The organism is Streptomyces sp. NPDC047079 (genome assembly GCF_040643755.1).
Lineage (GTDB): Bacteria > Actinomycetota > Actinomycetes > Streptomycetales > Streptomycetaceae > Streptomyces.
The window spans coordinates 358,920-385,178 of the sequence record NZ_JBEYUZ010000002.1 but is presented as its reverse complement, the minus strand read 5'-3'; the positions used below and the strand labels follow the sequence as shown (position 1 = coordinate 385,178).

33 protein-coding genes and 1 pseudogene are annotated in these 26,259 nt (G+C 68.7%); 31 read left to right on the top strand and 3 right to left on the bottom strand.

The features are described 5' to 3' along the window. The first annotated feature begins 78 nt into the window (after positions 1 to 78). The 20 genes from rplN to truA all read left to right on the top strand — a co-directional run bounded on the left by rplN (position 79) and on the right by truA (position 11,966). A complete protein-coding gene (gene rplN, locus ABZ823_RS04285; RefSeq protein WP_003998823.1) occupies positions 79 to 447 on the top strand; it encodes a 50S ribosomal protein L14 in 369 nt (122 codons plus the stop codon). Between the two features lie 2 nt (positions 448 to 449). Continuing rightward, positions 450 to 773, top strand: a complete 324-nt coding sequence (rplX, locus tag ABZ823_RS04280) for a 50S ribosomal protein L24 (protein ID WP_086726220.1) — start codon at positions 450 to 452, stop codon at positions 771 to 773. After that, a complete protein-coding gene (gene rplE / locus ABZ823_RS04275; RefSeq protein ID WP_030174550.1) occupies positions 773 to 1,330 on the top strand; it encodes a 50S ribosomal protein L5 in 558 nt (185 codons plus the stop codon). The genes rplX and rplE overlap by 1 nt, the downstream gene beginning before the upstream one ends. Positions 1,331 to 1,335: 5 nt before the next feature. Then, positions 1,336 to 1,521 (top strand): type Z 30S ribosomal protein S14, encoded by a 186-nt coding sequence (locus tag ABZ823_RS04270; RefSeq protein ID WP_003956452.1) that lies wholly within the window; start codon positions 1,336 to 1,338, stop codon positions 1,519 to 1,521. Positions 1,522 to 1,730: 209 nt separating this feature from the next. Continuing rightward, positions 1,731 to 2,129, top strand: coding sequence for a 30S ribosomal protein S8 (rpsH, locus tag ABZ823_RS04265; protein WP_030046382.1), 399 nt, complete (start codon positions 1,731 to 1,733; stop codon positions 2,127 to 2,129). Between the two features lie 24 nt (positions 2,130 to 2,153). Beyond that, positions 2,154 to 2,693, top strand: coding sequence for a 50S ribosomal protein L6 (gene rplF, locus ABZ823_RS04260; protein ID WP_361653471.1), 540 nt, complete (start codon positions 2,154 to 2,156; stop codon positions 2,691 to 2,693). Between the two features lie 3 nt (positions 2,694 to 2,696). Continuing rightward, positions 2,697 to 3,080, top strand: a complete 384-nt coding sequence (gene rplR, locus ABZ823_RS04255) for a 50S ribosomal protein L18 (protein WP_361653469.1) — start codon at positions 2,697 to 2,699, stop codon at positions 3,078 to 3,080. Between the two features lie 37 nt (positions 3,081 to 3,117). Then, the gene (rpsE, locus tag ABZ823_RS04250) at positions 3,118 to 3,723 is read left to right on the top strand and encodes a 30S ribosomal protein S5 (RefSeq protein ID WP_189782213.1); all 606 of its coding nucleotides are present in this window, start codon (positions 3,118 to 3,120) and stop codon (positions 3,721 to 3,723) included. 2 nt (positions 3,724 to 3,725) lie between these two features. Continuing rightward, on the top strand, positions 3,726 to 3,908 hold the full coding sequence (gene rpmD, locus ABZ823_RS04245) for a 50S ribosomal protein L30 (protein WP_003998814.1): 183 nt from the start codon (positions 3,726 to 3,728) through the stop codon (positions 3,906 to 3,908). Positions 3,909 to 3,910: 2 nt separating this feature from the next. Next, positions 3,911 to 4,366 (top strand): 50S ribosomal protein L15, encoded by a 456-nt coding sequence (gene rplO, locus ABZ823_RS04240; RefSeq protein ID WP_361653466.1) that lies wholly within the window; start codon positions 3,911 to 3,913, stop codon positions 4,364 to 4,366. Between the two features lie 244 nt (positions 4,367 to 4,610). Beyond that, positions 4,611 to 5,927, top strand: coding sequence for a preprotein translocase subunit SecY (gene secY, locus ABZ823_RS04235; RefSeq protein ID WP_361653464.1), 1,317 nt, complete (start codon positions 4,611 to 4,613; stop codon positions 5,925 to 5,927). After that, positions 5,927 to 6,589: an adenylate kinase gene (locus ABZ823_RS04230; RefSeq protein WP_361653462.1), complete on the top strand. Its 663-nt coding sequence runs from the start codon at positions 5,927 to 5,929 to the stop codon at positions 6,587 to 6,589. Before secY ends, ABZ823_RS04230 begins: the two co-directional genes overlap by 1 nt. Positions 6,590 to 6,739: 150 nt before the next feature. After that, entirely contained in the window at positions 6,740 to 7,576 is an 837-nt protein-coding gene (gene map / locus ABZ823_RS04225) for a type I methionyl aminopeptidase (protein ID WP_361653460.1), read from the top strand. Positions 7,577 to 7,717: 141 nt separating this feature from the next. Then, positions 7,718 to 7,939, top strand: coding sequence for a translation initiation factor IF-1 (infA, locus tag ABZ823_RS04220; RefSeq protein ID WP_003948620.1), 222 nt, complete (start codon positions 7,718 to 7,720; stop codon positions 7,937 to 7,939). 82 nt (positions 7,940 to 8,021) lie between these two features. Further along, positions 8,022 to 8,135 carry a 50S ribosomal protein L36 gene (gene rpmJ, locus ABZ823_RS04215; protein ID WP_003998809.1) on the top strand — a complete coding sequence of 38 codons (114 nt, stop codon included), beginning with the start codon at positions 8,022 to 8,024 and terminating at the stop codon, positions 8,133 to 8,135. Between the two features lie 187 nt (positions 8,136 to 8,322). Then, positions 8,323 to 8,703: a 30S ribosomal protein S13 gene (rpsM, locus tag ABZ823_RS04210; protein ID WP_217245475.1), complete on the top strand. Its 381-nt coding sequence runs from the start codon at positions 8,323 to 8,325 to the stop codon at positions 8,701 to 8,703. Positions 8,704 to 8,767: 64 nt separating this feature from the next. Beyond that, on the top strand, positions 8,768 to 9,172 hold the full coding sequence (rpsK, locus tag ABZ823_RS04205) for a 30S ribosomal protein S11 (RefSeq protein WP_003956432.1): 405 nt from the start codon (positions 8,768 to 8,770) through the stop codon (positions 9,170 to 9,172). A 146-nt stretch (positions 9,173 to 9,318) separates the two neighbouring features. Next, positions 9,319 to 10,341 (top strand): DNA-directed RNA polymerase subunit alpha, encoded by a 1,023-nt coding sequence (locus ABZ823_RS04200; protein ID WP_003966937.1) that lies wholly within the window; start codon positions 9,319 to 9,321, stop codon positions 10,339 to 10,341. Between the two features lie 180 nt (positions 10,342 to 10,521). Then, positions 10,522 to 11,037: a 50S ribosomal protein L17 gene (gene rplQ / locus ABZ823_RS04195; protein WP_361653458.1), complete on the top strand. Its 516-nt coding sequence runs from the start codon at positions 10,522 to 10,524 to the stop codon at positions 11,035 to 11,037. 74 nt (positions 11,038 to 11,111) lie between these two features. Continuing rightward, positions 11,112 to 11,966 (top strand): tRNA pseudouridine(38-40) synthase TruA, encoded by an 855-nt coding sequence (gene truA, locus ABZ823_RS04190; RefSeq protein WP_361653456.1) that lies wholly within the window; start codon positions 11,112 to 11,114, stop codon positions 11,964 to 11,966. 21 nt (positions 11,967 to 11,987) lie between these two features. Here the strand turns inward: truA and ABZ823_RS04185 are convergent, their stop codons facing one another. Further along, positions 11,988 to 12,863: a hypothetical protein gene (locus tag ABZ823_RS04185; RefSeq protein WP_361653454.1), complete on the bottom strand. Its 876-nt coding sequence runs from the start codon at positions 12,861 to 12,863 to the stop codon at positions 11,988 to 11,990. A gap of 337 nt (positions 12,864 to 13,200) precedes the next feature. On the opposite strand from ABZ823_RS04185, the gene rplM reads away from it, so the two are divergent. The 3 genes from rplM (at position 13,201) to glmM (ending at position 15,820) form a co-directional block, all read left to right on the top strand. Beyond that, a complete protein-coding gene (gene rplM / locus ABZ823_RS04180; RefSeq protein ID WP_146463583.1) occupies positions 13,201 to 13,644 on the top strand; it encodes a 50S ribosomal protein L13 in 444 nt (147 codons plus the stop codon). A gap of 42 nt (positions 13,645 to 13,686) precedes the next feature. After that, the gene (rpsI, locus tag ABZ823_RS04175; protein WP_361653451.1) at positions 13,687 to 14,199 is read left to right on the top strand and encodes a 30S ribosomal protein S9; all 513 of its coding nucleotides are present in this window, start codon (positions 13,687 to 13,689) and stop codon (positions 14,197 to 14,199) included. A gap of 262 nt (positions 14,200 to 14,461) precedes the next feature. Beyond that, positions 14,462 to 15,820: a phosphoglucosamine mutase gene (gene glmM, locus ABZ823_RS04170; RefSeq protein WP_361653449.1), complete on the top strand. Its 1,359-nt coding sequence runs from the start codon at positions 14,462 to 14,464 to the stop codon at positions 15,818 to 15,820. Here the strand turns inward: glmM and ABZ823_RS04165 are convergent. After that, on the bottom strand, positions 15,817 to 16,764 hold the full coding sequence (locus tag ABZ823_RS04165; protein WP_361653447.1) for a DUF389 domain-containing protein: 948 nt from the start codon (positions 16,762 to 16,764) through the stop codon (positions 15,817 to 15,819). The two genes, glmM and ABZ823_RS04165, sit on opposite strands and share 4 nt — an antisense overlap. A 16-nt stretch (positions 16,765 to 16,780) precedes the next feature. Next, complete coding sequence (coaA, locus tag ABZ823_RS04160; RefSeq protein WP_361653445.1) at positions 16,781 to 17,770, bottom strand: type I pantothenate kinase; 990 nt, start codon at positions 17,768 to 17,770, stop codon at positions 16,781 to 16,783. 258 nt (positions 17,771 to 18,028) lie between these two features. Here coaA and glmS point away from each other — a divergent pair, with 258 nt between their 5' ends. From glmS to alr, 8 genes and pseudogenes are all read left to right on the top strand, one after another. Further along, positions 18,029 to 19,876 (top strand): glutamine--fructose-6-phosphate transaminase (isomerizing), encoded by a 1,848-nt coding sequence (glmS, locus tag ABZ823_RS04155; protein WP_361653443.1) that lies wholly within the window; start codon positions 18,029 to 18,031, stop codon positions 19,874 to 19,876. Positions 19,877 to 20,106: 230 nt separating this feature from the next. Continuing rightward, positions 20,107 to 21,201: an acyltransferase gene (locus ABZ823_RS04150; protein WP_361653441.1), complete on the top strand. Its 1,095-nt coding sequence runs from the start codon at positions 20,107 to 20,109 to the stop codon at positions 21,199 to 21,201. Between the two features lie 147 nt (positions 21,202 to 21,348). Then, positions 21,349 to 21,529: pseudogene (locus ABZ823_RS04145) on the top strand (ATP-binding protein); the annotation flags it as partial. Positions 21,530 to 21,609: 80 nt separating this feature from the next. Next, positions 21,610 to 22,575, top strand: a complete 966-nt coding sequence (locus tag ABZ823_RS04140; protein WP_361653439.1) for a hypothetical protein — start codon at positions 21,610 to 21,612, stop codon at positions 22,573 to 22,575. A 3-nt stretch (positions 22,576 to 22,578) separates the two neighbouring features. After that, positions 22,579 to 23,016 (top strand): hypothetical protein, encoded by a 438-nt coding sequence (locus ABZ823_RS04135; RefSeq protein ID WP_361653437.1) that lies wholly within the window; start codon positions 22,579 to 22,581, stop codon positions 23,014 to 23,016. Positions 23,017 to 23,025: 9 nt separating this feature from the next. After that, the gene (locus ABZ823_RS04130; RefSeq protein WP_361653435.1) at positions 23,026 to 23,397 is read left to right on the top strand and encodes a holo-ACP synthase; all 372 of its coding nucleotides are present in this window, start codon (positions 23,026 to 23,028) and stop codon (positions 23,395 to 23,397) included. A gap of 41 nt (positions 23,398 to 23,438) precedes the next feature. Beyond that, entirely contained in the window at positions 23,439 to 24,872 is a 1,434-nt protein-coding gene (locus tag ABZ823_RS04125) for an NAD(P)H-hydrate dehydratase (protein WP_361653433.1), read from the top strand. 161 nt (positions 24,873 to 25,033) lie between these two features. Continuing rightward, on the top strand, positions 25,034 to 26,197 hold the full coding sequence (gene alr, locus ABZ823_RS04120; protein ID WP_361653431.1) for an alanine racemase: 1,164 nt from the start codon (positions 25,034 to 25,036) through the stop codon (positions 26,195 to 26,197). Positions 26,198 to 26,259 lie beyond the last annotated feature (62 nt).

The following is a 26,259-nucleotide window of genomic DNA, read 5'->3' as shown; positions in this document are numbered from 1 at the left end:
CAGGACAGTTCCGCCAGGCTCCGGGGGCCGCTCGGTTGAGCGGCCCCCGGGGAACCGGCAGACAATCAGGAGATAGACGTGATCCAGCAGGAGTCGCGACTGCGTGTCGCCGACAACACTGGTGCGAAGGAGATCCTTTGCATCCGTGTGCTCGGTGGCTCCGGTCGCCGCTACGCGGGCATCGGTGACGTCATCGTCGCCACCGTCAAGGACGCGATCCCCGGTGGCAACGTGAAGAAGGGTGACGTCGTCAAGGCGGTCATCGTTCGCACCGTCAAGGAGCGCCGCCGTCCGGACGGCTCGTACATCCGCTTCGACGAGAACGCCGCCGTCATTCTGAAGAACGACGGCGACCCTCGTGGCACCCGTATCTTCGGCCCCGTCGGCCGTGAGCTGCGCGAGAAGAAGTTCATGAAGATCATCTCCCTCGCGCCGGAGGTGCTGTGAGCATGAAGATCAAGAAGGGCGACCTGGTCCAGGTCATCACCGGCAAGGACAAGGGCAAGCAGGGCAAGGTCATTGCCGCTTACCCGCGCGAGGAGCGTGTCCTGGTCGAGGGTGTCAACCGGGTCAAGAAGCACACCAAGGCCGGCCCGACCGCAAGCGGTTCCCAGGCCGGCGGCATCGTGACCACCGAGGCCCCGATCCACGTGAGCAACGTTCAGCTCGTCGTGGAGAAGGACGGTCAGAAGGTCGTCACGCGTGTCGGTTACCGCTTCGACGACGAAGGCAACAAGATCCGCGTTGCCAAGCGGACGGGTGAGGACATCTGATGGCTACCACCACTGCCCCGCGTCTGAAGCAGAAGTACCGCGACGAGATCGCCCCCAAGCTGCGTGACGAGTTCAAGTACGAGAACGTCATGCAGATCCCGGGCCTCGTCAAGATCGTGGTCAACATGGGTGTGGGCGACGCCGCCCGCGACTCCAAGCTGATCGAGGGCGCCATCCGCGACCTCACCACGATCACCGGTCAGAAGCCGGCCGTCACCAAGGCCCGCAAGTCCATCGCGCAGTTCAAGCTGCGTGAGGGCCAGCCGATCGGTGCCCACGTCACGCTCCGTGGCGACCGCATGTGGGAGTTCCTGGACCGCACCCTGTCGCTGGCGCTTCCGCGCATCCGCGACTTCCGCGGCCTGTCCCCCAAGCAGTTCGACGGCCGTGGCAACTACACCTTCGGTCTCACGGAGCAGGTCATGTTCCACGAGATCGACCAGGACAAGATCGACCGCGTCCGGGGTATGGACATCACCGTGGTCACCACGGCGACCAACGACGCTGAGGGCCGCGCGCTCCTTCGTCACCTCGGCTTCCCGTTCAAGGAGGCGTGAGCGAGATGGCGAAGAAGGCTCTGATTGCCAAGGCTGCTCGCAAGCCCAAGTTCGGTGTGCGCGCGTACACCCGCTGCCAGCGCTGCGGCCGTCCGCACTCCGTGTACCGCAAGTTCGGCCTGTGCCGCGTGTGCCTTCGTGAGATGGCTCACCGTGGCGAGCTGCCGGGCGTGACCAAGAGCTCCTGGTAACAGCCCAGTTGGGTTGATGCCGGGCTCTCGGTAAGCATCTGGGTCGGCAGGCGACCCACCTCACATGCCTTAGGCTTGTGGGGTTGGGCGTCTGCCGCCCGTACGACTTACTACGCCGTAGGTCCACCGCGCCGCACCCGTCCCGTCTCGGATCGGGGAGAGGGATGGCGCACCAGGAAACCCCGGCGAGAGAGGCCGAAGGCCAATTCATGACCATGACTGATCCGATCGCAGACATGCTGACGCGTCTGCGGAATGCGAACTCGGCGTACCACGACTCCGTGACGATGCCGGCATCGAAGATCAAGTCTCACATCGCGGAGATCCTCCAGCAGGAGGGCTTCATCACGGGCTGGCGTGTCGAGGACGCCGAGGTCGGCAAGAACCTCGTCCTCGAGCTGAAGTTCGGCCCGAACCGTGAGCGCTCCATCGCGGGCATCAAGCGGATCTCCAAGCCCGGTCTCCGGGTCTACGCGAAGTCCACCAACCTGCCGAAGGTGCTCGGCGGCCTCGGCGTGGCGATCATCTCCACGTCCCACGGGCTCCTCACCGACAAGCAGGCCGGCAAGAAGGGCGTGGGTGGGGAAGTCCTCGCCTACGTCTGGTAACGGAAGGGAACGGAGGAAACAGCTATGTCGCGCATCGGCAAGCTCCCCATCGCGGTTCCCGCCGGCGTGGACGTCACCATCGACGGCAACACGGTTTCGGTCAAGGGCCCCAAGGGCGAGCTGACCCACACCATCGTCGCGCCGATCGAGATCGTCAAGAACGAGGACGGCACCCTCCAGGTGACCCGCCCCAACGACGAGCGTCAGAACAAGGCTCTCCACGGCCTGTCCCGCACGCTGGTGGCGAACATGATCACCGGCGTGACCCAGGGTTACGTGAAGAAGCTCGAGATCAGTGGTGTCGGTTACCGCGTGACCGCCAAGGGTTCGAACCTCGAGTTCGCCCTCGGCTACAGCCACCCGATCCTGGTCGAGGCCCCCGCGGGCATCTCCTTCAAGGTGGAGACCCCGACCCGATTCCAGGTCGAGGGCATCGACAAGCAGAAGGTCGGCGAGGTTGCGGCCAACATCCGCAAGCTGCGCAAGCCCGACCCGTACAAGGCCAAGGGCGTCAAGTACGAGGGCGAAGTCATCCGCCGCAAGGTCGGAAAGGCGGGTAAGTAAGCCATGGCATACGGGCAGAAGATCCTCAAGGGCGACGCTTACAAGCGTGCTGCTATCAAGCGTCGTCACATCCGGATCCGCAAGAAGGTCTCGGGTACCGCCGAGCGTCCCCGTCTGGTCGTGACCCGCTCCAACCGCCACATCGTGGCGCAGGTGATCGACGACCTCAAGGGCCACACCGTGGCGTCGGCGTCCACCCTGGACAGCTCGATCCGTGGTGGCGAGGGCGACAAGTCCGCGCAGGCCAAGCAGGTCGGCGCCCTGGTCGCCGAGCGCGCCAAGGCCGCCGGTGTCGAGGCCGTCGTGTTCGACCGTGGTGGCAACCAGTACGCCGGGCGCATCGCCGCCCTGGCGGACGCCGCCCGCGAGGCCGGGCTCAGGTTCTGAGCCGCCGTAGCTAGCGGAAAAGAGAGAGGTAAATCCAATGGCTGGACCCCAGCGCCGCGGTGGCGGTGCCGGTGGCGGCGAGCGGCGGGACCGGAAGGGCCGTGACGGCGGCGCTGCTGCCGCCGAGAAGACCGCGTACGTTGAGCGCGTTGTCGCGATCAACCGCGTCGCCAAGGTTGTGAAGGGTGGTCGTCGCTTCAGCTTCACCGCGCTGGTCGTGGTGGGCGACGGTGACGGCACCGTGGGTGTCGGATACGGCAAGGCCAAGGAGGTGCCGGCCGCCATCGCCAAGGGTGTCGAGGAAGCCAAGAAGCACTTCTTCAAGGTCCCCCGGATCCAGGGCACCATCCCGCACCCGATCCAGGGTGAGAAGGCTGCCGGCGTTGTGCTGCTCAAGCCCGCGTCGCCCGGTACCGGTGTGATCGCCGGTGGCCCGGTGCGTGCCGTGCTCGAGTGCGCCGGTATCCACGACGTGCTGTCGAAGTCGCTCGGCTCCGACAACGCCATCAACATCGTGCACGCGACCGTGGAGGCCCTGAAGGGTCTGCAGCGTCCCGAGGAGATCGCGGCCCGCCGCGGTCTGCCGCTCGAGGACATCGCTCCCGCGGCCCTTCTGCGTGCGCGTGCCGGGGCGGGTGCGTAATCATGGCGCAGCTCAAGATCACGCAGGTCAAGTCCTACATCGGCAGCAAGCAGAACCACCGTGACACTCTGCGGTCGCTTGGTCTCAAGGGGATCAACACCGTGGTCGTCAAGGAGGACCGCCCCGAGTTCCGCGGCATGGTGCACACCGTCCGCCACCTCGTGACGGTCGAGGAGGTCGACTGATCATGGCGGAGCAGAACCCGCTCAAGATCCACAACCTCCGTCCCGCCCCGGGCGCCAAGACCGCCAAGACCCGTGTCGGTCGTGGTGAGGCGTCGAAGGGTAAGACGGCCGGTCGTGGTACCAAGGGCACCAAGGCCCGCTACCAGGTTCCGGAGCGCTTCGAGGGTGGCCAGATGCCGCTGCACATGCGCCTCCCGAAGCTGAAGGGCTTCAAGAACCCGTTCAAGACCGAGTACCAGGTCGTGAACCTCGACAAGCTGGCCGCGCTCTACCCGCAGGGTGGCGAGGTCACGGTCGAGGACCTGGTGGCCAAGGGTGCCGTTCGCAAGAACAGCCTCGTCAAGGTCCTCGGCCAGGGCGAGGTCTCCGTGGCGCTGCAGGTGACGGTCGACGCCGTCTCCGGCTCCGCCAAGGAGAAGATCACCGCCGCCGGCGGCACCGTCACCGAGCTCGTCTGAACCTTTCGGGCGTCTCGATGACCTGAACGATCCCGACCGGGGATACCCCAGATAAGGGGTATCCCCGGTTGGTCGTTCCAAGGGGGGCGGTCTCGCCGGTAAGGTGGCCTGCACTGCCAACTTTCACAGGGTGCCGCGGTACGGGCACCTTGGGCGGCAGTCGACCGTTACACATGTCGTTGTCCAGTCGGAATCTCAAGACCGTCACCCTTGACGCAGTTGCGCGGGGGTCGCAGGAGGCACCGTGCTCACCGCGTTCGCCCGGGCGTTCAGGACGCCCGACCTGCGCAAGAAGCTGCTCTTCACGCTCGCGATCATTGTCGTGTACCGGATCGGTACGCACATCCCGATCCCCGGCGTGGACTACAAGAGCGTCCAGACCTGTATCGACGTGGCCAACAAGGGCAACCAGAGCCTGTTCGGTCTGGTCAACATGTTCAGCGGCGGAGCGCTGCTGCAGATCACGGTCTTCGCGCTGGGCATCATGCCGTACATCACGGCGAGCATCATTCTCCAGCTGCTGACCGTGGTCATTCCGCGCCTGGAGGCCCTGAAGAAGGAGGGCCAGGCGGGTACGGCGAAGATCACGCAGTACACCCGTTACCTGACGGTGGCGCTGGCGATCCTCCAGGGCACCGGTCTGGTGGCGACCGCCCGCAGCGGCGCCCTGTTCTCCGGCTGCCCGGTGGCGACCTCGATCGTCCCGGACCAGTCGATCTTCACCACCATCACGATGGTCATCACCATGACCGCCGGCACGGCCGTCGTCATGTGGCTCGGTGAGCTGATCACCGACCGCGGCATCGGCAACGGCATGTCGATCCTGATGTTCATCTCGATCGCCGCGACCTTCCCGTCCGCGCTGTGGGCCATCAAGAAGCAGGGCACCCTGGCCGGCGGCTGGATCGAGTTCGGCACGGTCATCCTCGTCGGCCTCGTCATGGTCGGCCTGGTGGTCTTCGTCGAGCAGGCGCAGCGGCGCATCCCGGTCCAATACGCGAAGCGCATGATCGGCCGCCGGTCCTACGGCGGTACGTCCACGTACATCCCGCTGAAGGTGAACCAGGCGGGTGTGATTCCCGTCATCTTCGCGTCGTCGTTGCTGTACATCCCGGCACTGGTGGCCCAGTTCTCCGGGGGCAATTCCGACTGGAAGCGCTGGATCAACGACAACCTGACCAAGGGCGACCACCCGATTTACATCAGTCTGTACTTCTTGCTCATCGTTTTCTTCGCGTTCTTCTACGTGGCGATCTCCTTCAACCCCGAAGAAGTCGCGGACAACATGAAGAAGTATGGTGGCTTCATCCCGGGCATCCGGGCCGGTCGGCCCACCGCTGAGTACCTGTCGTACGTGCTCAACCGGATCACCTGGCCGGGTTCGCTGTACCTGGGTCTGATCGCTCTCGTACCGACAATGGCGTTGGTTGGCTTCGGGGCTAGCCAGAACTTCCCGTTCGGTGGTACCAGCATCCTGATCATCGTGGGTGTCGGTCTCGAGACGGTGAAGCAGATCGAGAGCCAGCTCCAGCAGCGCAATTACGAAGGGTTCCTCCGCTGATGCGAATTGTCCTCGTCGGGCCGCCCGGCGCCGGCAAGGGAACGCAGGCCGCGTTCCTCGCCAAGAACCTGTCGATCCCGCACATCTCCACGGGCGACCTGTTCCGCGCCAACATCAGCCAGCAGACGGAACTCGGCAAACTGGCGAAGTCCTACATGGACAGGGGCGAACTGGTACCGGACGAGGTCACCATCGCGATGGCCAAGGACCGCATGGAGCAGCCCGACGCGCAGAACGGCTTCCTGCTGGACGGCTTCCCGCGCAATGTGCAGCAGGCGGAGGCGCTGGACGACATGCTCAAGTCCGAGGGCATGAAGCTGGACGCGGTCCTCGATCTCGAGGTGCCCGAGGAGGAGGTCGTCAAGCGCATCGCGGGCCGCCGCGTGTGCCGCAACGACTCGTCGCACGTCTTCCACGTCTCGTACAAGAAGCCGAAGCAGGACGGCGTCTGCGACATCTGCGGCGGCGAGCTGTACCAGCGTGACGACGACTCCGAGGACACCGTCCGCAAGCGGCTGGAGGTCTACCACACGCAGACCGAGCCGATCATCGACCACTACAAGGCCCAGGATCTGGTGGTCACCATCCCGGCCCTCGGCAAGGTGGATGAGGTCACCCAGCGCTCCATGGACGCGCTCACGCAGAAGGTCGGCGACAAGTAGTCGTCGCTGCTGTCACCGGCCGCGGTTCCCCCGCCAGGGAGCCGCGGCCGACCTGTGGGCGGTGCTCCTCGCACGCCGCAGGGCTGGATGACGCGGCCCCGTATCGTTGAAGCTGTCCCCAGTCCCCCGGTCAGAAAGGCCGCAGCCCCCATGGTGCAGATCAAGACCCCCGAGCAGATCGCCAAGATGCGTGCGGCGGGGCTGGTCGTCGCCGCCGTGCACGCGGCCACGCGTGAGGCGGCGGTGCCGGGCGCCACGACGAAGGACCTGGACGAGGTGGCTCGCAAGGTCCTCGCCGAGCACGGGGCGAAGTCGAACTTCCTGGGCTACGGCGGCTTCCCCGCGACCATCTGCACCTCGGTGAACGAGGTGGTCGTCCACGGCATCCCCTCCGACGAGGTGGTGCTCAAGGACGGCGACATCATCTCCGTCGACGCGGGTGCGATCGTCGACGGCTGGCACGGGGACGCCGCCTTCACCGCGTTCGTGGGGTCGGGCCACGCTCCGGAGCTGATCGAGCTGTCCCGGGTGACCGAGGAGTCCATGTGGGCCGGGATCGCGGCGATGAAGCAGGGCAACCGGCTCGTCGACGTCTCCCGGGCCGTCGAGACGTACATCCGCCGGCAGCCCAAGCCGGGCGGCGGGCGGTACGGGATCATCGAGGACTACGGCGGCCATGGCATCGGCACCGAGATGCACATGGACCCGCACCTGCTGAACTACGTCGACCGCAGGCGCGGCAAGGGCCCGAGGCTGGTGCCCGGCTTCTGCCTCGCCATCGAGCCGATGGTGTCGCTCGGGACTCCGAGGACGGAGGTCCTCGACGACGACTGGACCGTCATCACCACCGACGGAACATGGTCGTCCCACTGGGAGCACTCCGTCGCCCTGACGGAACAGGGCCCGCTGGTGCTCACGGCCCCCGACGGCGGCAAGGCCAAGCTGGCGGAGTACGGCGTCACCGCGGCTCCCGATCCTCTCGCATAATGATCTTCCGCGTGGGGCAGACTCCATCGATTCGTGTTTCCGGGTGCGCTGACGTAGACTGACTCGTCGGCTCTCGTGCATCCGCATGTCCGCATGCGCTCGTACGGAGTTGATCAAGGTAGTCGATTCGAAGGGCGAAGCGTGGCCAAGAAGCAAGGTGCCATCGAGATCGAGGGCACTGTCGTCGAGTCTCTTCCGAACGCCATGTTCAAGGTCGAGCTCCAGAACGGCCACCAGGTCCTGGCACACATCAGCGGCAAGATGCGTATGCACTACATCCGCATCCTCCCTGACGACCGGGTCGTGGTGGAGCTGTCTCCGTACGACCTGACGCGTGGCCGGATCGTCTACCGCTACAAGTAGATCTTGCCCGCACCCCGCGCTCGCGGGGCGCGCATCCCGTTTCGGCGGGGTGGTGGCACTGACCCGGAGAACCTCACATCCCATGAAGGTCAAGCCGAGCGTCAAGAAGATCTGCGACAAGTGCAGGGTGATCCGCCGTCACGGCCGGGTCATGGTCATCTGCGAGAACCCGCGCCACAAGCAGCGCCAGGGCTGACGCACGACCGCACCCTCTGCATCGATCGCAGAGATTCGCGCGACGCAAGCTGAACAGTTCATACGCAGGGCCCGAGCCGGAAGGCTCGATACCCCCGGTTCGGAGGCCGGGGACCCAGTTCGTACCTCGTACGGCGGCTGGGAGCCGGTCCTGTGGAAGACCTCCGAAGATCAACTGGAGCCATTGAATGGCACGCGTTTCCGGTGTTGACATCCCGCGCGAAAAGCGCGTGGAGATCGCCCTCACCTACGTGTTCGGCATCGGCCGGACCCTTTCGCAGCAGACGCTGGCAGCCACCGGCGTCGACCCGAACACCCGCGTTCGCGACCTCTCCGAGGAGCAGCTCGTCGCGATCCGCGAGTACGTCGACAACAACATCAGGACCGAGGGTGACCTCCGTCGTGAGATCCAGGCCGACATCCGCCGCAAGGTCGAGATCGGCACGTACCAGGGTCTGCGGCACCGCCGTGGTCTTCCCGTCCGCGGTCAGCGCACCAGCACCAACGCCCGTACCCGCAAGGGCCCGCGTCGCGCCATCGCCGGCAAGAAGAAGCCGGGCAAGAAGTAGTCCGCAGCGGACACCTGTCCACGGTCTTCGCTGTAGGACCGACCACCTCCCTAGGAGTTAAAGGATGCCCCCCAAGGGACGTCAGGGCGCTGCCAAGAAGGTGCGCCGCAAGGAAAAGAAGAACGTCGCTCACGGCCACGCGCACATCAAGAGCACGTTCAACAACACCATCGTTTCGATCACCGACCCGTCCGGCAACGTGATCTCCTGGGCCTCCGCCGGCCACGTCGGCTTCAAGGGCTCCCGGAAGTCCACGCCGTTCGCCGCGCAGATGGCCGCCGAGTCGGCCGCCCGCCGCGCCCAGGAGCACGGCATGCGCAAGGTCGACGTGTTCGTCAAGGGCCCGGGCTCCGGTCGTGAGACCGCGATCCGCTCCCTGCAGGCCACGGGCCTCGAGGTCGGCTCCATCCAGGACGTCACCCCGACCCCGCACAACGGCTGCCGTCCGCCGAAGCGCCGCCGCGTCTGAGGCCTGGCTGCTTACGGGATTCGGGCGGTACGTCTCCGTGAGGGGCCGTGCCGCCCGTACCCTTGCAGTACCCGCACTTTTCACGGGTGCGGTTTCCGTCGGACGTCAAATAGCGGGCGTCCACGAAAGAAGGATCTGATCCACCCATGCTGATCGCTCAGCGTCCCTCGTTGACCGAAGAGGTCGTCGACGAGTTCCGCTCCCGGTTCGTGATCGAGCCGCTGGAGCCGGGCTTCGGTTACACCCTCGGCAACTCCCTGCGTCGTACGCTCCTCTCCTCGATCCCGGGTGCGGCGGTCACGTCCATCCGCATCGACGGCGTTCTGCACGAGTTCACCACCGTGCCGGGCGTCAAGGAGGACGTCACCGACCTGATCCTCAACATCAAGCAGCTGGTCGTCTCCTCCGAGCACGACGAGCCGGTCGTGATGTACCTGCGCAAGCAGGGCCCGGGTCTCGTCACCGCCGCCGACATCGCGCCCCCGGCCGGTGTCGAGGTGCACAACCCCGACCTCGTCCTCGCCACGCTCAACGGCAAGGGCAAGCTGGAGATGGAGCTGACCGTCGAGCGCGGTCGCGGTTATGTCTCCGCCGTGCAGAACAAGCAGGTGGGTCAGGAGATCGGCCGCATCCCGGTCGACTCGATCTACTCGCCGGTTCTCAAGGTCACCTACAAGGTCGAGGCGACCCGTGTCGAGCAGCGCACCGACTTCGACAAGCTGATCGTCGACGTCGAGACCAAGCAGGCCATGCGTCCGCGTGACGCCATGGCGTCGGCCGGAAAGACCCTGGTCGAGCTGTTCGGCCTCGCCCGCGAGCTGAACATCGATGCCGAGGGCATCGACATGGGCCCGTCCCCGACGGACGCCGCCCTGGCCGCCGACCTGGCGCTGCCGATCGAGGAGCTGGAGCTCACGGTCCGCTCCTACAACTGCCTCAAGCGTGAGGGCATCCACTCCGTGGGTGAGCTCGTCGCCCGTTCCGAGGCCGACCTGCTGGACATTCGCAACTTCGGTGCGAAGTCCATCGACGAGGTCAAGGCGAAGCTGGCCGGCATGGGCCTGGCCCTGAAGGACAGCCCGCCCGGATTCGACCCGACCGCCGCCGCCGACGCCTTCGGCGCCGACGACGACGCGGACGCGGGCTTCGTCGAGACCGAGCAGTACTGAGAGCTCGGACCAGACGGTCCGTTTGCGGTGCGGGTGCGCTGTGCTTGATCGCTCGGTTCCCCGCGCCCCTTCCGGGGCACCCCCATGCGGGGCTGCCCCGGATCTCCGACAGGCGACCGCCTGCTCGGATACTGACCCCGGTACCTGATACGGCCGGGGCAGACACCTAGGAGAAACACGATGCCGAAGCCCACCAAGGGTCCCCGCATGGGCGGCAGTGCCGCGCACGAGAAGCTGCTCCTCGCGAACCTCGCGAAGTCGCTCTTCGAGCACGGGCGTATCACCACCACCGAGGCGAAGGCCCGCCGCCTGCGCCCGTACGCCGAGCGTCTGATCACCAAGGCGAAGAAGGGCGACCTTCACAACCGCCGTCAGGTGCTTCAGGTGATCACGGACAAGGGCGTCGTCCACACGCTCTTCACCGAGATCGGCCCGCGCTACGAGAACCGTCCGGGTGGCTACACCCGTATCACCAAGATCGGTAACCGCCGTGGCGACAACGCGCCCATGGCCGTGATCGAGCTGGTCGAGGCGCTGACGGTGCAGCAGAAGGCGGTCGGCGAGGCCGAGGCGGCGACCAAGCGCGCCGTCAAGGAGGCCGAGGAGACCAAGGTCGAGGAGACCCAGGTCGAGGACGCGGCTCCGGCCGCCGACGAGGCCGCCGAGGCTCCGGCCCAGGAGTCCAAGGACGCCTGAGGTCCGCCCTCGCCCTGAGAACGGGTCCGCCCTTCGGGGCGGGCCCGCTTTCGCGTACCTGAGAGGATCCAGGAGTGAGTGAGGAAGTACAGGCCGGCCGCGTCCGTGTCCGTCTCGACCTCTCCTACGACGGCACCGACTTCCACGGCTGGGCCAAGCAGGCCGGCGGCAGGCGGACCGTGCAGGGGGAGGTCGAGGACGCCCTGCGGACGGTCACCCGGTCCGGGGAGACGTACGAGCTGACCGTCGCCGGGCGGACCGACGCCGGGGTGCACGCCCGGGGCCAGGTGGCCCATGTGGACCTTCCCCTCGAGGTCTGGGGCGAGCACCGTGGGAAGCTGCTGAAGCGGCTTGCCGGGCGCCTTCCCAAGGACGTACGGGTGTGGGCCCTCCGGGAGGCTCCCAGGGGCTTCAACGCCCGTTTCTCGGCCGTCTGGCGCCGGTACGCGTACCGGGTCACCGACAACCCCGGCGGTGTCGATCCCCTTCTGCGGAACCATGTCCTCTGGCACGACTGGCCGCTCGACGTCGACGCGATGAACGAGGCCGCCCGGGGGCTCCTGGGGGAGCACGACTTCGCCGCCTACTGCAAGAAGCGCGAGGGCGCGACCACCATTCGCACCCTCCAGGAGCTGAGCCTGGTGCGCGGTGAGGACGGAATCATCACGGCCACCGTCCGTGCGGACGCCTTTTGTCACAACATGGTGCGCTCGCTGATCGGGGCGCTGCTGTTCGTGGGAGACGGGCACCGCCCGTCCGACTGGCCCGCGAAGGTGCTGGCCGCCGGGGTGCGGGACTCGGCGGTGCACGTCGTACGGCCGCACGGGCTCACGCTGGAGGAGGTCGGCTACCCGGCCGACGAGCTGCTCGCCGCGCGGAACAAGGAGGCGCGGAACAAACGGACGCTGCCGGGGGCGGGCTGTTGCTGAGCCCCCGGCAGGCCCGTACCGCTACTGGTTGGAGGCCGCGGACGCCTGTGCCTCGCCCCGGCGCCGTATCTGGCGGAAGGTGAACTCGGCCAGGTCGTCGCCGGCCGCGAAGACCTTGGCGTCCTTGGTCGTCACGTCCTTGCCGCTGGTGAAGCCGGCGAGCGTGAAGTAGGCGTAGCGGCCGTAGGAATTGGTGGTGGAGCGGCAGATCGTCGTCCGGCAGAAGGCGGGCACGCCCTTGCCGGACAGCGAGGTGAGGATGCTCTTGTCGTCCGCCTCCGACTTCGCCTTCGTCGCCTGGGACGCGGTGTCGAACAGGGCCACACCGACCGTCACCGCCACGCCGTCCTTGGTGTAGGTGGCGCGGAAGACCTCCGTGCAGTCGTTCTTGGTGAGCACCGCGGGCAGCGTGCCCTGGACGGCGGAGGCGCAGTTCTTCGTGGCGGCCGAGGGGCCCCGCTTGTAGACGTTCGCGCCCACGGTCAGCTGCGTGCCGGGGAACAGCGTGTTCGCGCTGATCGGGGCCGTGTCCTTCGCGGCGCTGGAGATGAAGTCCATCGGGTTCAGCGGGGGAGGCGCCGAAGTCGGGGCGAAGGACGGGGCCGGGTCGGCGCTCTCACTGGGGATGTCCGCCGTGCCGGGCAGGGCGCCGGCCGGTTTGCCCGAGGTCCCGGAGCTGCCGTTCGCGGACACGACCGCGACCGTGACGGCGGCGCCGATGCCGATCGTGGCCAGAGCCCCGCCGAGGATCAGCAGCAGCCGACGGCGCTTGTTGCGCGCCTCGGAGGCCTCGGCGAGTGCGGCCCAGTCGGGGGTGCCGCCCCGGCTGTCCCACTGCGGTTGCTGGGAACTCGGTTTCCAGGGATCCCATGGGGGCTCCCCCTGCCCATAACTCATGCGGCGCATCTTAGACGCGCCGCGGACCGCCTTGTTCCCTTCGGTGGGCACTATGGCAACAACACTGGTCAAGCGAGACAGGGACCGGGCACCCGCACGACCCGGCCGAGCCAGGCGGCGGCCCCGTTTTGACCCGTGTGGGCGCCCCCGTTATCCTGGCTGTTCGTTATGTGTATTGGCTTGCTCATTCTCACGTGAGGGGCCCTTACACCGGTCCACCGGGCCGATGACCAGCGACCAGCACGCGGTTTGCGTCACCGCGGTGCGGTCTGGGCTGTCGTGATCGTCTTCGGTGACCTTGTCAGGAACCTCACTGAAGAAGCGAAGGCTACGAACCGTGCGTACGTACAGCCCCAAGCCCGGCGATGTGACGCGTCAGTGGCACGTCATCGACGCTCAGGACGTCGTCCTGGGCCGTCTGGCCACCACCGCCGCCACCCTTCTGCGCGGCAAGCACAAGCCGATCTACGCGCCCCATGTGGACGCCGGCGACTTCGTCATCATCATCAACGCGGACAAGGTGCACCTGTCCGGTAACAAGCGGACCCAGAAGATGGCGTACCGCCACTCCGGCTACCCGGGTGGTCTGCGTTCCGTCCGCTACGACGACCTGCTGGCGAACAACCCCGAGAAGGCCGTCGAGAAGGCCGTCAAGGGCATGCTCCCCAAGAACTCCCTGGGCCGTCAGATGCTCTCGAAGCTGAAGGTCTACAAGGGTGACCAGCACCCGCACGCTGCCCAGCAGCCGGTGCCGTTCGAGATCACCCAGGTCGCGCAGTAAGTCCGGCCACCCCCTAAGACTGAAGAGAATCTGAGGAGAATCGTGGCCGAGACCACTGCCGAGCAGCCGCTCGAAGAGCTTGACATCGACAGCTACACCACGGAGACCGAGGTTCCGCTCGAGGGCGAGTACACCTCCGAGTCCCTCGCGTCCCGTTTCGGTGAGCCCCAGCCGGCCGCCGGCCTGGGCCGCCGCAAGAACGCCATCGCCCGTGTCCGGATCGTTCCGGGCTCCGGCAAGTGGAAGATCAACGGTCGCACCCTCGAGGACTACTTCCCGAACAAGGTGCACCAGCAGGAAGTGAACGAGCCCTTCAAGGTGCTCGAGCTCGAGGGCCGCTACGACATCATCGCCCGCATCGCGGGTGGCGGCGTCTCCGGTCAGGCCGGTGCGCTCCGTCTCGGTGTCGCCCGTGCGCTGAACGAGGCGGACGTCGACAACAACCGCGGCCCGCTGAAGAAGGCCGGCTTCCTCAGGCGCGACGACCGTGCGGTCGAGCGTAAGAAGGCCGGTCTGAAGAAGGCCCGCAAGGCGCCGCAGTACAGCAAGCGCTAATCGCGCCCGCTGGTCGCGCAGGCTCGTACCGCCTGCTGCGCGCACGCATCGCCCCGGCTGCACGCTCCGTGCCGCCGGGGCGGTTCGTTTACGCGGAAAGGTGCTTATCACCGGCATATGAAGCTTATGGAGCAATCCCGACAGGTTCGGGGCGGCTGCGTGGGATAAGCCTCAAGACGGGTCCGGGGGATGTACGTATCCCGCGCCGGTCTGGACACTCGGCATGTGCCGCACATTTGCAGCAAGTTCGGAGGACACCACAGTGGGACGACTCTTCGGCACGGACGGCGTGCGCGGTGTCGCCAACGCGGATCTCACGGCCGAGATGGCACTCGGCCTGTCCGTGGCGGCGGCGCACGTACTGGCCGAGGCGGGCACGTTCGAGGGCCACCGGCCGACGGCGGTCGTCGGACGCGATCCGCGGGCGTCCGGGGAGTTCCTGGAGGCCGCCGTGGTCGCCGGTCTCGCCAGCGCGGGCGTGGACGTGCTGCGCGTCGGCGTGCTGCCCACCCCGGCCGTGGCGTATCTGACCGGCGCGCTCGGCGCCGATCTCGGTGTGATGCTCTCCGCCAGTCACAACGCCATGCCCGACAACGGCATCAAGTTCTTCGCCCGCGGCGGCCACAAGCTCGCCGACGAGCTCGAGGACAAGATCGAAGCCGTGTACGAGGAGCACCGTACGGGTGCTCCCTGGGACCGGCCCACCGGTGCCGGTGTCGGCCGGGTGAAGGCGTACGACGAGGGCTTCGACCAGTACGTCGCCCACCTCATCGGGGTCCTGCCGAACCGGCTCGACGGTCTCAAGATCGTCCTGGACGAGGCGCACGGCGCCGCCGCCAGGGTCTCGCCCGAGGCGTTCAGCCGGGCGGGCGCCGAGATCGTCACGATCGGCGCCGAGCCCGACGGGCTCAACATCAACGACGGCTGCGGCTCCACCCATCTGGACAAGCTGAAGGCGGCCGTCGTCGAGCACGGCGCTGACCTCGGCATCGCGCACGACGGGGACGCCGACCGCTGTCTCGCCGTGGACCACACCGGTGACGAGGTGGACGGCGACCAGATCCTGGCCGTGCTCGCGCTGGCGATGCGGGAGCGTTCCGCACTGCGCTCCGACACCGTTGTCGCGACGGTCATGTCGAACCTGGGCTTCAAGCTGGCCATGGAGCGTGAGGGCGTCGAGCTGCTGCAGACCCGGGTCGGCGACCGGTATGTGCTGGAGGAGATGAAGAACAAGGGCTACGCCCTCGGCGGCGAGCAGTCCGGCCACGTCATCATCCTCGACCACGCCACCACCGGCGACGGCACGCTCACCGGCCTGATGCTGGCCGCCCGGGTCGCGCAGACCGGCCGTACGCTCAAGGACCTCGCGTCCGTGATGGAGCGGCTGCCGCAGGTCCTCGTGAACGTCCCTGACGTCGACAAGTCCCGCGTCGGCACGTCCGCCGAGCTGGCCACCGCCGTGACCGAGGCCGAGCGGGAGCTGGGGTCGACCGGACGGGTGCTGCTGCGTCCGTCGGGCACCGAGCCGCTCGTACGGGTCATGGTCGAGGCCGCCGACATCGACCAGGCACGGTCGGTCGCCGGGCGGCTCGCGGACGCCGTGAAGTCGGCGCTCGGCTAGGCCCTGCCGGCCTCACTGACACGAGCGCGCTGTCTGGCCCAGAGCCACTTCTGGGCCACCAGCGTCAGGGTGCCCGCCAAGACGATGCCGAGCAGGTTCAGCAGCAGCTGTTCGGTGGAGCCCCACGCCTGCCGGTACTCGTCGTAGCTGAAGGCCACGGCCGCGTTCGCCGCGGCCGGGACCGTGGTGACCGAGATCGCGACGCCGATCAGCGCCCCCGATTTCGCCGACGTCAGCGAGAGCGTGCCGGCGATGCCCGCGAGGACCGCGACGACGAACGAGAACGCGTCCGGCCGGTAGATGAAGTTGGTGTTGGGACGCTCGGCGTCCAGTTTGACCCGGCTGAACAGGTCGACGGCGTCCATGAAGTGGGTGAATCCGACCGTCACCAGCAGGGCCACCGCGAACCCCGCGACGAGCGCGATCAGCGAGCGCAGCGCCAGCCGCGGTGCCCGCCTCACCAACGCGGTGCTCAGACCGGCGAGCGGGCCGAACTCCGGACCCACCGCCATGGCCCCCACGATCAGGATCGCGTTGTCCAGGACGACACCGCAGGCGGCGATCATCGTGGCGATCGTGAGGAAGGCGACGTAGGTGACCGACAGCGTCGAGTCCTCGTGCGTCGCGTCCTGAAGCTGCTCCCACAGCACCGCGTCCGCGCCTTCGCCGGGCGCATCCTCCTCGGCCTTCTCGGCGTGTTCGGAGAGCGACAGCTCGATGTGCTCGACCGCGATCGCGCCGCTCCGGTGCAGCCCCAACTTCCTCAGCTCGGCGATCAGTTCGTCGCCCGCCTCCCGCGCGACGTCGCACATCACGACGTCACCGGCCGGGTGGCGGGCGGCCCCCGGTATCACGACGAGATGCGCGGTGCCGACCGTCCCTTCGATCAGACGCACCACGTCGTCCGTTCGCTCGGGCGGGGTGATCAGACGCAGATGCAGCATGCCGGCAGGGTAGCCGTCATAGCTTGCGCAGGCTCAGCCGCTGCACCTTGTGGTCCGCGCCCTTGCGCAGCACCAGGGTGGCGCGTCCGCGGGTCGGGGCGACATTCTCCAGCAGGTTCGGCTTGTTGATGGTCCGCCAGGTGGTGCGGGCGTAGTCGAGGGCCTCCTCCTCGGAGACCTGGGTGTACTTGCGGAAGTACGAGGACGGGTTCTGGAAGGCCGTCTGACGGAGCTTCTTGAACCGGTTGAGGTACCAGCGTTCGATGTCCTCGGCGCGGGCGTCGACGTACACGCTGAAGTCGAAGTAGTCCGCGAGCCCGACGCGGGTGCGGCCGTCCTTGCCGGGGAGGGCGGGCTGAAGCACGTTGAGGCCCTCGACGATGAGGACGTCCGGACGGCGCACGGTGAGCTTCTGGCCGGGGACGATGTCGTAGATCAGGTGCGAGTAGACCGGGGCCGTCACCTCGCCCTTGCCGGCCTTGATGTCGGCGACGAACCGGGTGAGCGCGCGGCGGTCGTAGGACTCGGGGAAGCCCTTGCGGGACATCAGTCCGCGGGCCTCCAGTTCCTTGGTGGGCAGCAGGAAGCCGTCGGTGGTCACCAGCTCCACACGCGGATGCTCGGGCCAGCGGGACAGCAGTGCCTGGAGAAGGCGGGCCACGGTCGACTTGCCGACCGCCACGGAGCCCGCCACGCCTATCACGAACGGCGTGCCGGACTGGGAGCCCTGTTCGCCGAGGAAGGTGTTGAGGGCGCCGCGCAGGCCGTCCGTGGCGCCGACGTAGAGATTGAGGAGCCGGGACAGCGGGAGGTAGATGTCCCGCACCTCGTCGAGGTCGATCACGTCGCCGAGGCCGCGGAGCTTCTCCACCTCCTCGGCGGTCAGGGGAAGCGGCGTCTTGTTGCGCAGCGCACTCCACTCGGCACGGGTGAGGTCGACGTAGGGAGTCGCCTCCGGCCTGGGCCGGTGGGCGCTCCGGGGCATCGAGGAGACCGGAGAGATCACAGTCCATTGTTAACGGAGTTTGAACGGGGCGCCGCGTGGCCTGTGTCACGTCGTCTCCATGACGGGCGGGGCTCGACGTTCGGGCCGGTCGGTCGTCAGACCCGTCGCGCCCGCGCCGAACGGTCTCGGCCGACTGTTGCCCCTGGGTTCGAACGGTGCTCCTGGGGGCCTGTTTGGCGCTCGTACGCCAGTGGGAATTTCCGATTTCGGGCAGGATTCGAGAGGTCGCGGCGCCGCGCTGACCGTAGGCTGCGGCACATGTGCGGAATCGTGGGATACGTGGGGCCGCAGTCGGCGCTCGATGTCGTCGTGGCGGGACTGAAGCGGCTGGAATACCGGGGCTACGACTCGGCGGGCGTCGCCGTGCTCGCGGACGGCAGCCTGGCCGCCGCCAAGAAGGCCGGGAAGCTGGTGAACCTGGAGAAGGCGCTGGTCGAACGGCCACTGCCGAGCGGGACCACGGGCATCGGGCACACCCGCTGGGCCACCCATGGCGGTCCCACCGACGCCAACGCGCACCCCCACCTGGACAACGCCGGACGTGTCGCCGTCGTCCACAACGGCATCATCGAGAACTTCGCGGCGCTGCGGGCGGAGCTGGAGGAGCGGGGCCACGCCCTCGCCTCCGAGACGGACACCGAGGTCGTCGCGCATCTGCTCGCCGAGGAGTTCTCCGCCGCCGCGGACCTCGCGGAGGCGATGCGGCTGGTGTGCCGGCGGCTGGAGGGCGCGTTCACGCTGGTCGCGGTGCACGCCGACGATCCGGACGTGGTCGTGGGCGCGCGGCGCAACTCCCCGCTCGTGGTGGGCGTCGGCGAGGGCGAGGCCTTCCTCGCCTCGGACGTGGCGGCCTTCATCGCCCACACCCGCTCCGCGATCGAGCTGGGGCAGGACCAGGTGGTGGAGCTGCGCCGGGACGGAGTGACGGTCACCGGTTTCGACGGCCGGCCCGCGGACGTCCGCTCTTACCACGTCGACTGGGACGCCTCGGCCGCCGAGAAGGGCGGCTACGACTACTTCATGCTCAAGGAGATCGCCGAGCAGCCCAAGGCGGTCGCCGACACCCTGCTCGGCCGGATCGACGCGGCCGGTTCGCTGACGCTGGACGAGGTGCGCATCTCCACCGCCGAGCTGCGCGAGGTCGACAAGGTCGTGATCGTGGCCTGCGGGACCGCCTTCCATGCCGGGCTCATCGCCAAGTACGCCATCGAGCACTGGACGCGGATCCCGTGCGAGGTGGAACTGGCCAGCGAGTTCCGCTACCGGGACCCGATTCTCGACCCGCGCACGCTGGTCGTCGCCATCTCCCAGTCCGGCGAGACCATGGACACGCTGATGGCGCTCCGGCACGCCCGCGAGCAGGGCTCCAAGGTCCTGGCGATCTGCAACACCAACGGCTCGACGATCCCGCGCGAGTCCGACGCGGTGCTGTACACGCACGCGGGCCCGGAGGTCGCGGTGGCGTCGACGAAGGCGTTCCTGACCCAGCTCGTCGCCTGCTATCTGGTCGCCCTGTATCTGGGTCAGGTGCGCGGCACCAAGTGGGGCGACGAGATCCGGGCCGTGATCCGCGATCTGTCGAAGATCTCCCAGGAGGTCGAGCGGGTCCTGGAGACGATGGAGCCGGTACGGGAGCTGGCGCGGTCGCTCGCCGCGAAGAACACCGTGCTGTTCCTGGGGCGGCACGTGGGCTATCCGGTTGCCCTCGAAGGCGCCCTCAAGCTCAAGGAACTGGCGTACATGCACGCCGAGGGCTTCGCGGCGGGCGAGTTGAAGCACGGACCGATCGCGCTGATCGAGCAGGACCTGCCGGTCGTGGTCGTGGTGCCGTCACCGCGCGGCCGCTCGGTCCTCCACGACAAGATCGTGTCGAACATCCAGGAGATCCGGGCGAGGGGCGCGTGCACGATCGTGATCGCGGAGGAGGGCGACGAGGCGGTGGTGCCGTACGCCGACCATCTGATCCGCATCCCGGCGACCCCGACGCTGCTTCAGCCGCTGGTCGCCACCGTGCCGTTGCAGGTGTTCGCATGCGAGTTGGCGACGGCGCGGGGGAACGAGGTCGACCAGCCTCGGAATCTGGCGAAGTCGGTGACGGTGGAGTAGCCGGGCGGCTGACCTCCTCGTAGGAGGTGCGTTCGCACATGCGACGAAGGTCACCCGCGCCCCCTTGCGTCCACCAGGGGCCCGATCGCTAGGGTGTTGCGGGCCCGAGCCCCGCGTATTGGTGGATCTGCATGCCCGCACCCCCCGCACTGGCAGAAAATCCCGCCCCGACTGCGGCCGGGCCCGGCCCGGCCGCAGAGCACGTACCGCTTCCTGGACATCTGGCGTCCTTGACCAGCCTGCGGTTCTTCGCGGCGTTCGCAGTCTTCGTTCATCACTTCAACGGCGTGAGCCCCGGCGGCGGCGTGTGGCACGTGCCCTTCCTGTTCCCGTACTCCAGAATCGGCGTACACGGGGTGACGTTCTTCTTCGTGCTCTCCGGTTTTCTGCTCACCTGGAGCCACAGGCCCGGCATCCCGAAGCGGGTATTCCACTGGCGCCGTGTCGGCCGGATCTATCCCGCCCACCTCGTTGCCGCCGGCCTCGCCCTCGCCGTCTTCTACGGCCTGGGCGGCGACCGCACCGACGCGCCGAGCCTCATCTCCTCGCTGCTGCTGGTGCAGACCTGGCTGCCCAACGCGGTGCCCACCCTGCCGGGCAACCCCGTCACCTGGACCCTCAGCGTCGAGCTCCTCTTCTACGCCCTCTTCCCGCTGCTCATCGGCCGCCTGCGCCGGACGAGGACCAGGACGCTGGGGCTGTGGACGCTCGCCGGCCTGGCCGCGATGTGGGCGGTGAACACGGCCGCCGACCGCTTCCTGAACCAGCACGGCGCCGAGTGGGTGATGCGTCACCCGGTGGTCTACCTTCCGCAGTTCCTCGTCGGCGTCACCTTCGCCCTCGCGCTCCGGCGCGGTTACCGCGTCCCGCTGCGCCCCGCGGGAGCCGTCGGGCTGCTCGCCGTGTACACCGTCGTCTTCACCCGCGCCTCCGACTGGGGCGGCCCGTTCGTGGTCCACCAGATGGAATGCGCCGTCCGCCCCGTCATCGCCGTCCTCTCCGCGCTGACGATCGCCGCCTGCGCCCAGAACGAGGCCGCCGGCCGCTCCAGGTTCCTGACCAGGCGCCCCCTGATCGTCCTCGGCGCCAGCTCCTACGCCTTCTACCTGGTCCACCAGAGCGTCAACCAGGTCATCCGCCTCTACCTGCCCGCCATGGACGACAGCGACGCGGCCGTCCTCCTCCTCCTGGGTGCCTTCCTGGTCTCCCAGGCGGCGGCCTGGCTGCTGTGGCGGTGGATCGAGGAGCCGGCCCAGCGCTGGTGGTCCAAGCGGGGACCGCAGCCGGTCCGACGGACGGTCACACCCGCGGCGAGTGCCGCTTGATCTTCGAGAAAGCCGGCGAGGGCCGGGGTGGGGAAGGAGAGGGTGGCCCAGCTCGGGCGCTTTGAATCGCGTATGGACACGCGGGCGGGGGAGCTCGCGTTCTCTACGCAGGGGTTGCCGTCGCCGGAGCCCGAGTAGGACGACTGTGCGTGGGAGGCCGACCCCGAGCCGCCGGAGCCGCCGGTGCCGCTCGAACAGGTGGCCGACGTGGAGAAGGGGCGGGGGCTGGCGCTCGTCCGGGTCTGCCGACCTGTGGGGCCGGCAGCCGCCGGCCAGAGACGGCGACCGGGGCAAGGTCGTGTGGTGTGAGCTGGCCGCGGCGGCCTGATCGTTTTTTCGCCACTCGCAAGAGTGAACGCTTCCCGATCACCCGGACAGCCCATCCCTTGATCCACCTAGGTTGCGCACATGGTCACATCAGCTCACGAGGGCATGCACCGCATCTTCCAGGAGCGGCCCGAGATCCTGGCTCCCGTGTTCGGGCTGCTGGGCGTCCCGTTATCAGCGAAGGCGACCGTGGACGCCGTCACCACGGACGTGACGGAGGTCCGGCCACTGGAGCGACGCGTGGACACCGTGCTGCGTGTCGGCCCGTCGGACGGTGAGGACTTCCTGCTCGCCATCGAGTCGCAGTCGGGCAAGGACGAGAAGAAGGCGTCGAGTTGGTCGTACTACATCGCATATCTCCAGGCGAAGTACCGGCTGCCCGTGCTGCTTCTCGTGGTCTGCCAGGACAGGGCCACGGCCAAGTGGGCGACGGGCCCCTTCGACTGCGGCACGCGCGGCTGGACGGCTCAGCGGACGTACCCACTGGTCGCCGGGCCGGACAACCTGCCGGTGATCACCGACGCCAGAACCGCGGCGAAGAACTACGCACTGGCCGTGCTCTCCGTCCTGGCGCACGCCCGCAGCGCCGAGTGTGAAGCCATACTGAACGCAATCACAGCCGCGCTTCAGGAGATCCGGAAAACAGACCCCGACACCGCCGACTACTTCTTCGACTTCCTGGAAATCAGCCTGGGTGACACCCCAGCCGGACAGAAACTGAGGGAAATCATGTCGTTCGTCAGCTACTTCCCTGGCCGGGGAACAGTCCGTGAAACCGCCTACCTGGAGGGCAAGGCCGAGGGCAAGGCCGAGGGCAAGGCCGAGGGCAAGGCCGAGGGCAAGGCCGAAGACCGCGCCTTGCTGATCCTGCGCGTCTTGGAGAAGCACGGGATCCCAGTCGCGGAGGAGACACGGCAGCGCATCACCTCGTGCACCGACCTGGACACCCTCGCCCTCTGGTTCGACCGATCCCTGACGGCCACGGCGGCCGAGGATCTGTTCGCCGCGTGCCCCGGGGCTCCGGGGACCGGCCCCGGGCAGGCCTGAGCGGTGACCGACCGGCAAGACAACCGCCAGGACGTGCCGTCGGAGCTGTTCGACCTCTACCGGTTCACGACGACGTGCCTCGCGTTGGGCATCCCCGTGCCCAAAGTGGCGGGCGACTTCCGCTTCGGGCTTGAGGGTCTCAGACAGCGCGGGGTTCTTCCCCTTGAGGACGTGGCTCGGATTCGTGCCGTCACGGAAGGGGAGGACCACCCGGGGTGGGCCGCGGGTTTCGCCGCGGGGTATCGCTCGGCCTGGGCGGCAGCCATCCTGCGCGTCCTGGACAGGCGCGGCGTCGCATTCTCCAAGCATCTCCACCGGGGCCTCAACCTGTGCCCCGACGCGGACGCGCTCACCCGCTTCCTCGATCGGGCCGTCACCGCAGCGCATGAGGCCGATCTGGTCGTCGAGGAGCCGAGCCCGCGGCCGCCGGACGGGTCGTAGAGTGCACGGATGAGCATCATCGGGGTAGGTATCGACGTGGCCGAGATCGACCGGTTCGCGGCGTCGTTGCGGCGTACGCCGGGGCTGGTCGAGCGACTCTTCCTGGAGCGAGAGTTGCTGCTGCCCAGCGGCGAGCGGCGCGGGATCGCCTCGCTGGCCGTGCGGTTCGCCGCCAAGGAGGCGGTGGCCAAGGCCCTGGGCGCGCCGGGCGGGCTGCACTGGACCGACGCCGAAGTCTACGTCGAGGACAGCGGGCAGCCCCGGCTGCGCGTGACGGGCACGGTCGCGGCCCGTGCGGCCGAACTCGGCGTCCAGAACTGGCACGTGTCGCTCAGTCATGACGCCGGTGTTGCCTCGGCCGTGGTCGTGGCCGAGGGATAGCCTCCGTCATGGTGTGAGGGCGGTGGGGGAGACTCGACGGTATGCGTACTGCGTACAGCGTGGAGACGGTGAGGGCTGCCGAGCGTGCCCTCATGGCACGGCTTCCGGAGGGGGCGCTGATGCAGCGTGCCGCCGCCGGACTGGCCGCGGCCTGTTCGGACCTGCTCGGACGGGTGTACGGCAGCCGGGTGGTGTTGCTGGTCGGCAGCGGGGACAACGGCGGTGACGCCCTGTACGCCGGGGCGCGGCTCGCCCGGCGCGGAGCGGGGGTCACGGCAGTGCTGCTGTCGCCCGAACGCACCCATGGGGGCGGGCTCGCGGCCCTGCGGAGGGCGGGTGGCTCGGTCACGGAGCCTTCCCGGGGCGCGGAGGAGCTGATCGGGGGGGCTGACCTCGTCGTCGACGGCATCGTCGGCATCGGCGGCAAGGGCGGACTGCGGCCGGACGCCGCCGTGCTCGCCGCGCTCGCCGCCCAGTCGCGCGCGGCCGTCGTCGCCGTCGATCTGCCGAGCGGGGTCGAGGCCGACACCGGTGAGGTGCGGGGCGAGGCCGTACGCGCGGATCTCACCGTGACGTTCGGTACCCACAAGCCGGCCCTGCTGATCGATCCGGCGCGGGAGTACGCCGGTTCGGTGCGGCTCGTCGACATCGGGCTCGACCTGCCGGAGGAGCCGGAACTCGAGGCGCTGCAACACGCGGACGTGGCGGCGCTGCTGCCGGTGCCTCAGGCGGAGAGCGACAAGTACCGGCGCGGAGTGGTCGGTATCGCCGCCGGATCCGCGCGCTACCCCGGGGCCGCCGTGCTCGCCGTGGCGGGGGCGTTGCGGGGCGGCGCCGGAGCCGTGCGGTATGTGGGGCCCGCCGCGGGCGCGGTGATCGCCCGCTTCCCGGAGACGCTGGTGTCCGACCGGGGGCCCGCGAAGGCGGGGCGGGTGCAGGCGTGGGTGGTCGGTCCCGGTGCCGGGGACGACGTCCAGACGGTGGCGGAGGTCCTGGAGGCCGATGTGCCGGTGCTCGTCGACGCGGACGGGCTGCGGCTGGCCGACCGGGACGCCGTACGCGGCCGTGCCGCGCCGACGCTGATGACCCCGCATGCCGGTGAGGCGGCCGCGCTGCTCGGGGTGTCGCGCGAGGAGGTGGAGGGCGCCCGGCTCTCGGCGGTGCGGGAGCTGGCGGCACGGTACGCGGCGACCGTGCTGCTCAAGGGCTCCACCACGCTGGTGGCGGGCCCCGAGGGCGGGCCGGTGCGGGTGAACGCCACCGGCACGCCGTGGCTCGCGACCGCGGGCAGTGGTGATGTGCTGTCCGGGCTGTCCGGATCGCTGCTCGCTGCCGGTCTCCGGACGCGCGACGCGGGCAGCGTGGCGGCCTATCTGCACGGCCTTGCAGGCCGTTACGCGGCGGACGGCGCCCCCGCCGGGGCCCATGATGTGGCGAACGCGATCCCCGAGGCGTGGCGGGACGTGCGGAGCTGAACGGCCGGGCGGGTTCCCCTGACCGGGGAGGTCGCGGCGCCCGGTGGGACCTGCGGTGCGCCCCGGCGGCGCGGGTTCAGGGGTGCCCGCGCCCCCGCCGTCACCACGATCGGTACCGCTGCCCGAACGCTCTCGAAGGCCTCTGAGACACTGGTGGCGCGATGACGAGTTCTGAGACAGCACCCCTGCGTGCCCGTGCCGAGATCGATCTGGCCGCCCTGCGGGCGAACGTACATGCCCTGCGTGCCCTCGCGCCCGGCGCGGCCCTGATGGCCGTCGTGAAGTCGGACGCGTACGGTCACGGGGCGGTGCCGTGTGCCCGCGCGGCCCTGGAAGCCGGCGCCGAGTGGTTCGGTACGGCCACCCCCGAGGAGGCCCTCGCCCTGCGCGCGGCCGGTCTGCCCGGACGCGTCCTGTGCTGGCTGTGGACCCCGGGCGGCCCCTGGCGCCAGGCGATCGAGGCCGACGTCGACGTCTCCGTGAGCGGCCTGTGGGCGCTGGAGGAGGTGCGTGAGGCGGCGGCCGCCGCGGGCGCGCCCGCCCGTGTCCACCTCAAGGCCGACACGGGCCTCGGGCGCAACGGCTGCCAGCCCTCGGACTGGCCCGAACTCGTCGCCGAGGCCCTGCGAGCCCAGGCGGACGGCCTGATCACCGTCGTGGGCCTCTGGTCGCACTTCGCCTGCGCCGACGAGCCCGGACACCCCTCCATCCAGGCCCAACTCGGCCGTTTCCGCGAAATGGTGGCGTACGCGGAGGATCAGGGCGTACGGCCGGAGGTGCGCCACATCGCCAACTCGCCCGCCACGCTGACCCTGCCCGAGGCCCACTACGACCTCGTCCGCACGGGGATCGCGATGTACGGGCTCTCGCCCAGCCCCGACCTGGGCACCCCCGCCGACCTCGGACTGCGCCCGGTGATGAGCCTGAAGGCCTCGCTCGCCCTGGTGAAGAACGTCCCCGGCGGCCACGGCGTCAGCTACGGCCACCTGTACACCACTCCCGGCACCACCACCCTCGGCCTGATCCCCGTCGGTTACGCGGACGGCATCCCGCGCCACGCCTCCGGCGCCGGGCCGGTCCTGATCGACGGCAAACTCCGTACGGCCGCGGGCAGGATCGCCATGGACCAGTTCGTGGTGGACCTGGGCGGCGACGAGCCCCGGCCCGGCGCGGAGGCCGTCCTCTTCGGTCCCGGCGACCACGGTGAGCCCACCGCCGAGGACTGGGCGCAGGCGGCCGGAACCATCGCTTACGAAATCGTGACCCGGATCGGAACCCGTGTGCCCCGCGTCTACGTAAATGTGAAGGCAGAGCAGGATAGGTAACCCATCCGGGTGAACCTGGGCAGGCGTGGCAGGCGTAGGGCAGGGCGAGCGGTGCATCCGCG

Excerpts from the sequence above, each read along its gene's own strand:
- rplX (WP_086726220.1), top strand. The coding sequence starts at position 450 with ATGAAGATCAAGAAGGGCGACCTGGTCCAGGTCATCACCGGCAAGGAC.
- rplE (WP_030174550.1), top strand. The coding sequence starts at position 773 with ATGGCTACCACCACTGCCCCGCGTCTGAAGCAGAAGTACCGCGACGAG.
- ABZ823_RS04270 (WP_003956452.1), top strand. The coding sequence starts at position 1,336 with ATGGCGAAGAAGGCTCTGATTGCCAAGGCTGCTCGCAAGCCCAAGTTC.
- rpsH (WP_030046382.1), top strand. The coding sequence starts at position 1,731 with ATGACCATGACTGATCCGATCGCAGACATGCTGACGCGTCTGCGGAAT.
- rplF (WP_361653471.1), top strand. The coding sequence starts at position 2,154 with ATGTCGCGCATCGGCAAGCTCCCCATCGCGGTTCCCGCCGGCGTGGAC.
- rplR (WP_361653469.1), top strand. The coding sequence starts at position 2,697 with ATGGCATACGGGCAGAAGATCCTCAAGGGCGACGCTTACAAGCGTGCT.
- rpsE (WP_189782213.1), top strand. The coding sequence starts at position 3,118 with ATGGCTGGACCCCAGCGCCGCGGTGGCGGTGCCGGTGGCGGCGAGCGG.
- rpmD (WP_003998814.1), top strand. The coding sequence starts at position 3,726 with ATGGCGCAGCTCAAGATCACGCAGGTCAAGTCCTACATCGGCAGCAAG.
- rplO (WP_361653466.1), top strand. The coding sequence starts at position 3,911 with ATGGCGGAGCAGAACCCGCTCAAGATCCACAACCTCCGTCCCGCCCCG.
- ABZ823_RS04230 (WP_361653462.1), top strand. The coding sequence starts at position 5,927 with ATGCGAATTGTCCTCGTCGGGCCGCCCGGCGCCGGCAAGGGAACGCAG.
- map (WP_361653460.1), top strand. The coding sequence starts at position 6,740 with ATGGTGCAGATCAAGACCCCCGAGCAGATCGCCAAGATGCGTGCGGCG.
- rpmJ (WP_003998809.1), top strand. The coding sequence starts at position 8,022 with ATGAAGGTCAAGCCGAGCGTCAAGAAGATCTGCGACAAGTGCAGGGTG.
- rpsM (WP_217245475.1), top strand. The coding sequence starts at position 8,323 with ATGGCACGCGTTTCCGGTGTTGACATCCCGCGCGAAAAGCGCGTGGAG.
- rpsK (WP_003956432.1), top strand. The coding sequence starts at position 8,768 with ATGCCCCCCAAGGGACGTCAGGGCGCTGCCAAGAAGGTGCGCCGCAAG.
- ABZ823_RS04200 (WP_003966937.1), top strand. The coding sequence starts at position 9,319 with ATGCTGATCGCTCAGCGTCCCTCGTTGACCGAAGAGGTCGTCGACGAG.
- rplQ (WP_361653458.1), top strand. The coding sequence starts at position 10,522 with ATGCCGAAGCCCACCAAGGGTCCCCGCATGGGCGGCAGTGCCGCGCAC.
- ABZ823_RS04185 (WP_361653454.1), bottom strand. The coding sequence starts at position 12,863 with ATGAGTTATGGGCAGGGGGAGCCCCCATGGGATCCCTGGAAACCGAGT.
- ABZ823_RS04165 (WP_361653447.1), bottom strand. The coding sequence starts at position 16,764 with ATGCTGCATCTGCGTCTGATCACCCCGCCCGAGCGAACGGACGACGTG.
- glmS (WP_361653443.1), top strand. The coding sequence starts at position 18,029 with ATGTGCGGAATCGTGGGATACGTGGGGCCGCAGTCGGCGCTCGATGTC.
- ABZ823_RS04140 (WP_361653439.1), top strand. The coding sequence starts at position 21,610 with ATGGTCACATCAGCTCACGAGGGCATGCACCGCATCTTCCAGGAGCGG.
- ABZ823_RS04130 (WP_361653435.1), top strand. The coding sequence starts at position 23,026 with ATGAGCATCATCGGGGTAGGTATCGACGTGGCCGAGATCGACCGGTTC.
- ABZ823_RS04125 (WP_361653433.1), top strand. The coding sequence starts at position 23,439 with ATGCGTACTGCGTACAGCGTGGAGACGGTGAGGGCTGCCGAGCGTGCC.
- alr (WP_361653431.1), top strand. The coding sequence starts at position 25,034 with ATGACGAGTTCTGAGACAGCACCCCTGCGTGCCCGTGCCGAGATCGAT.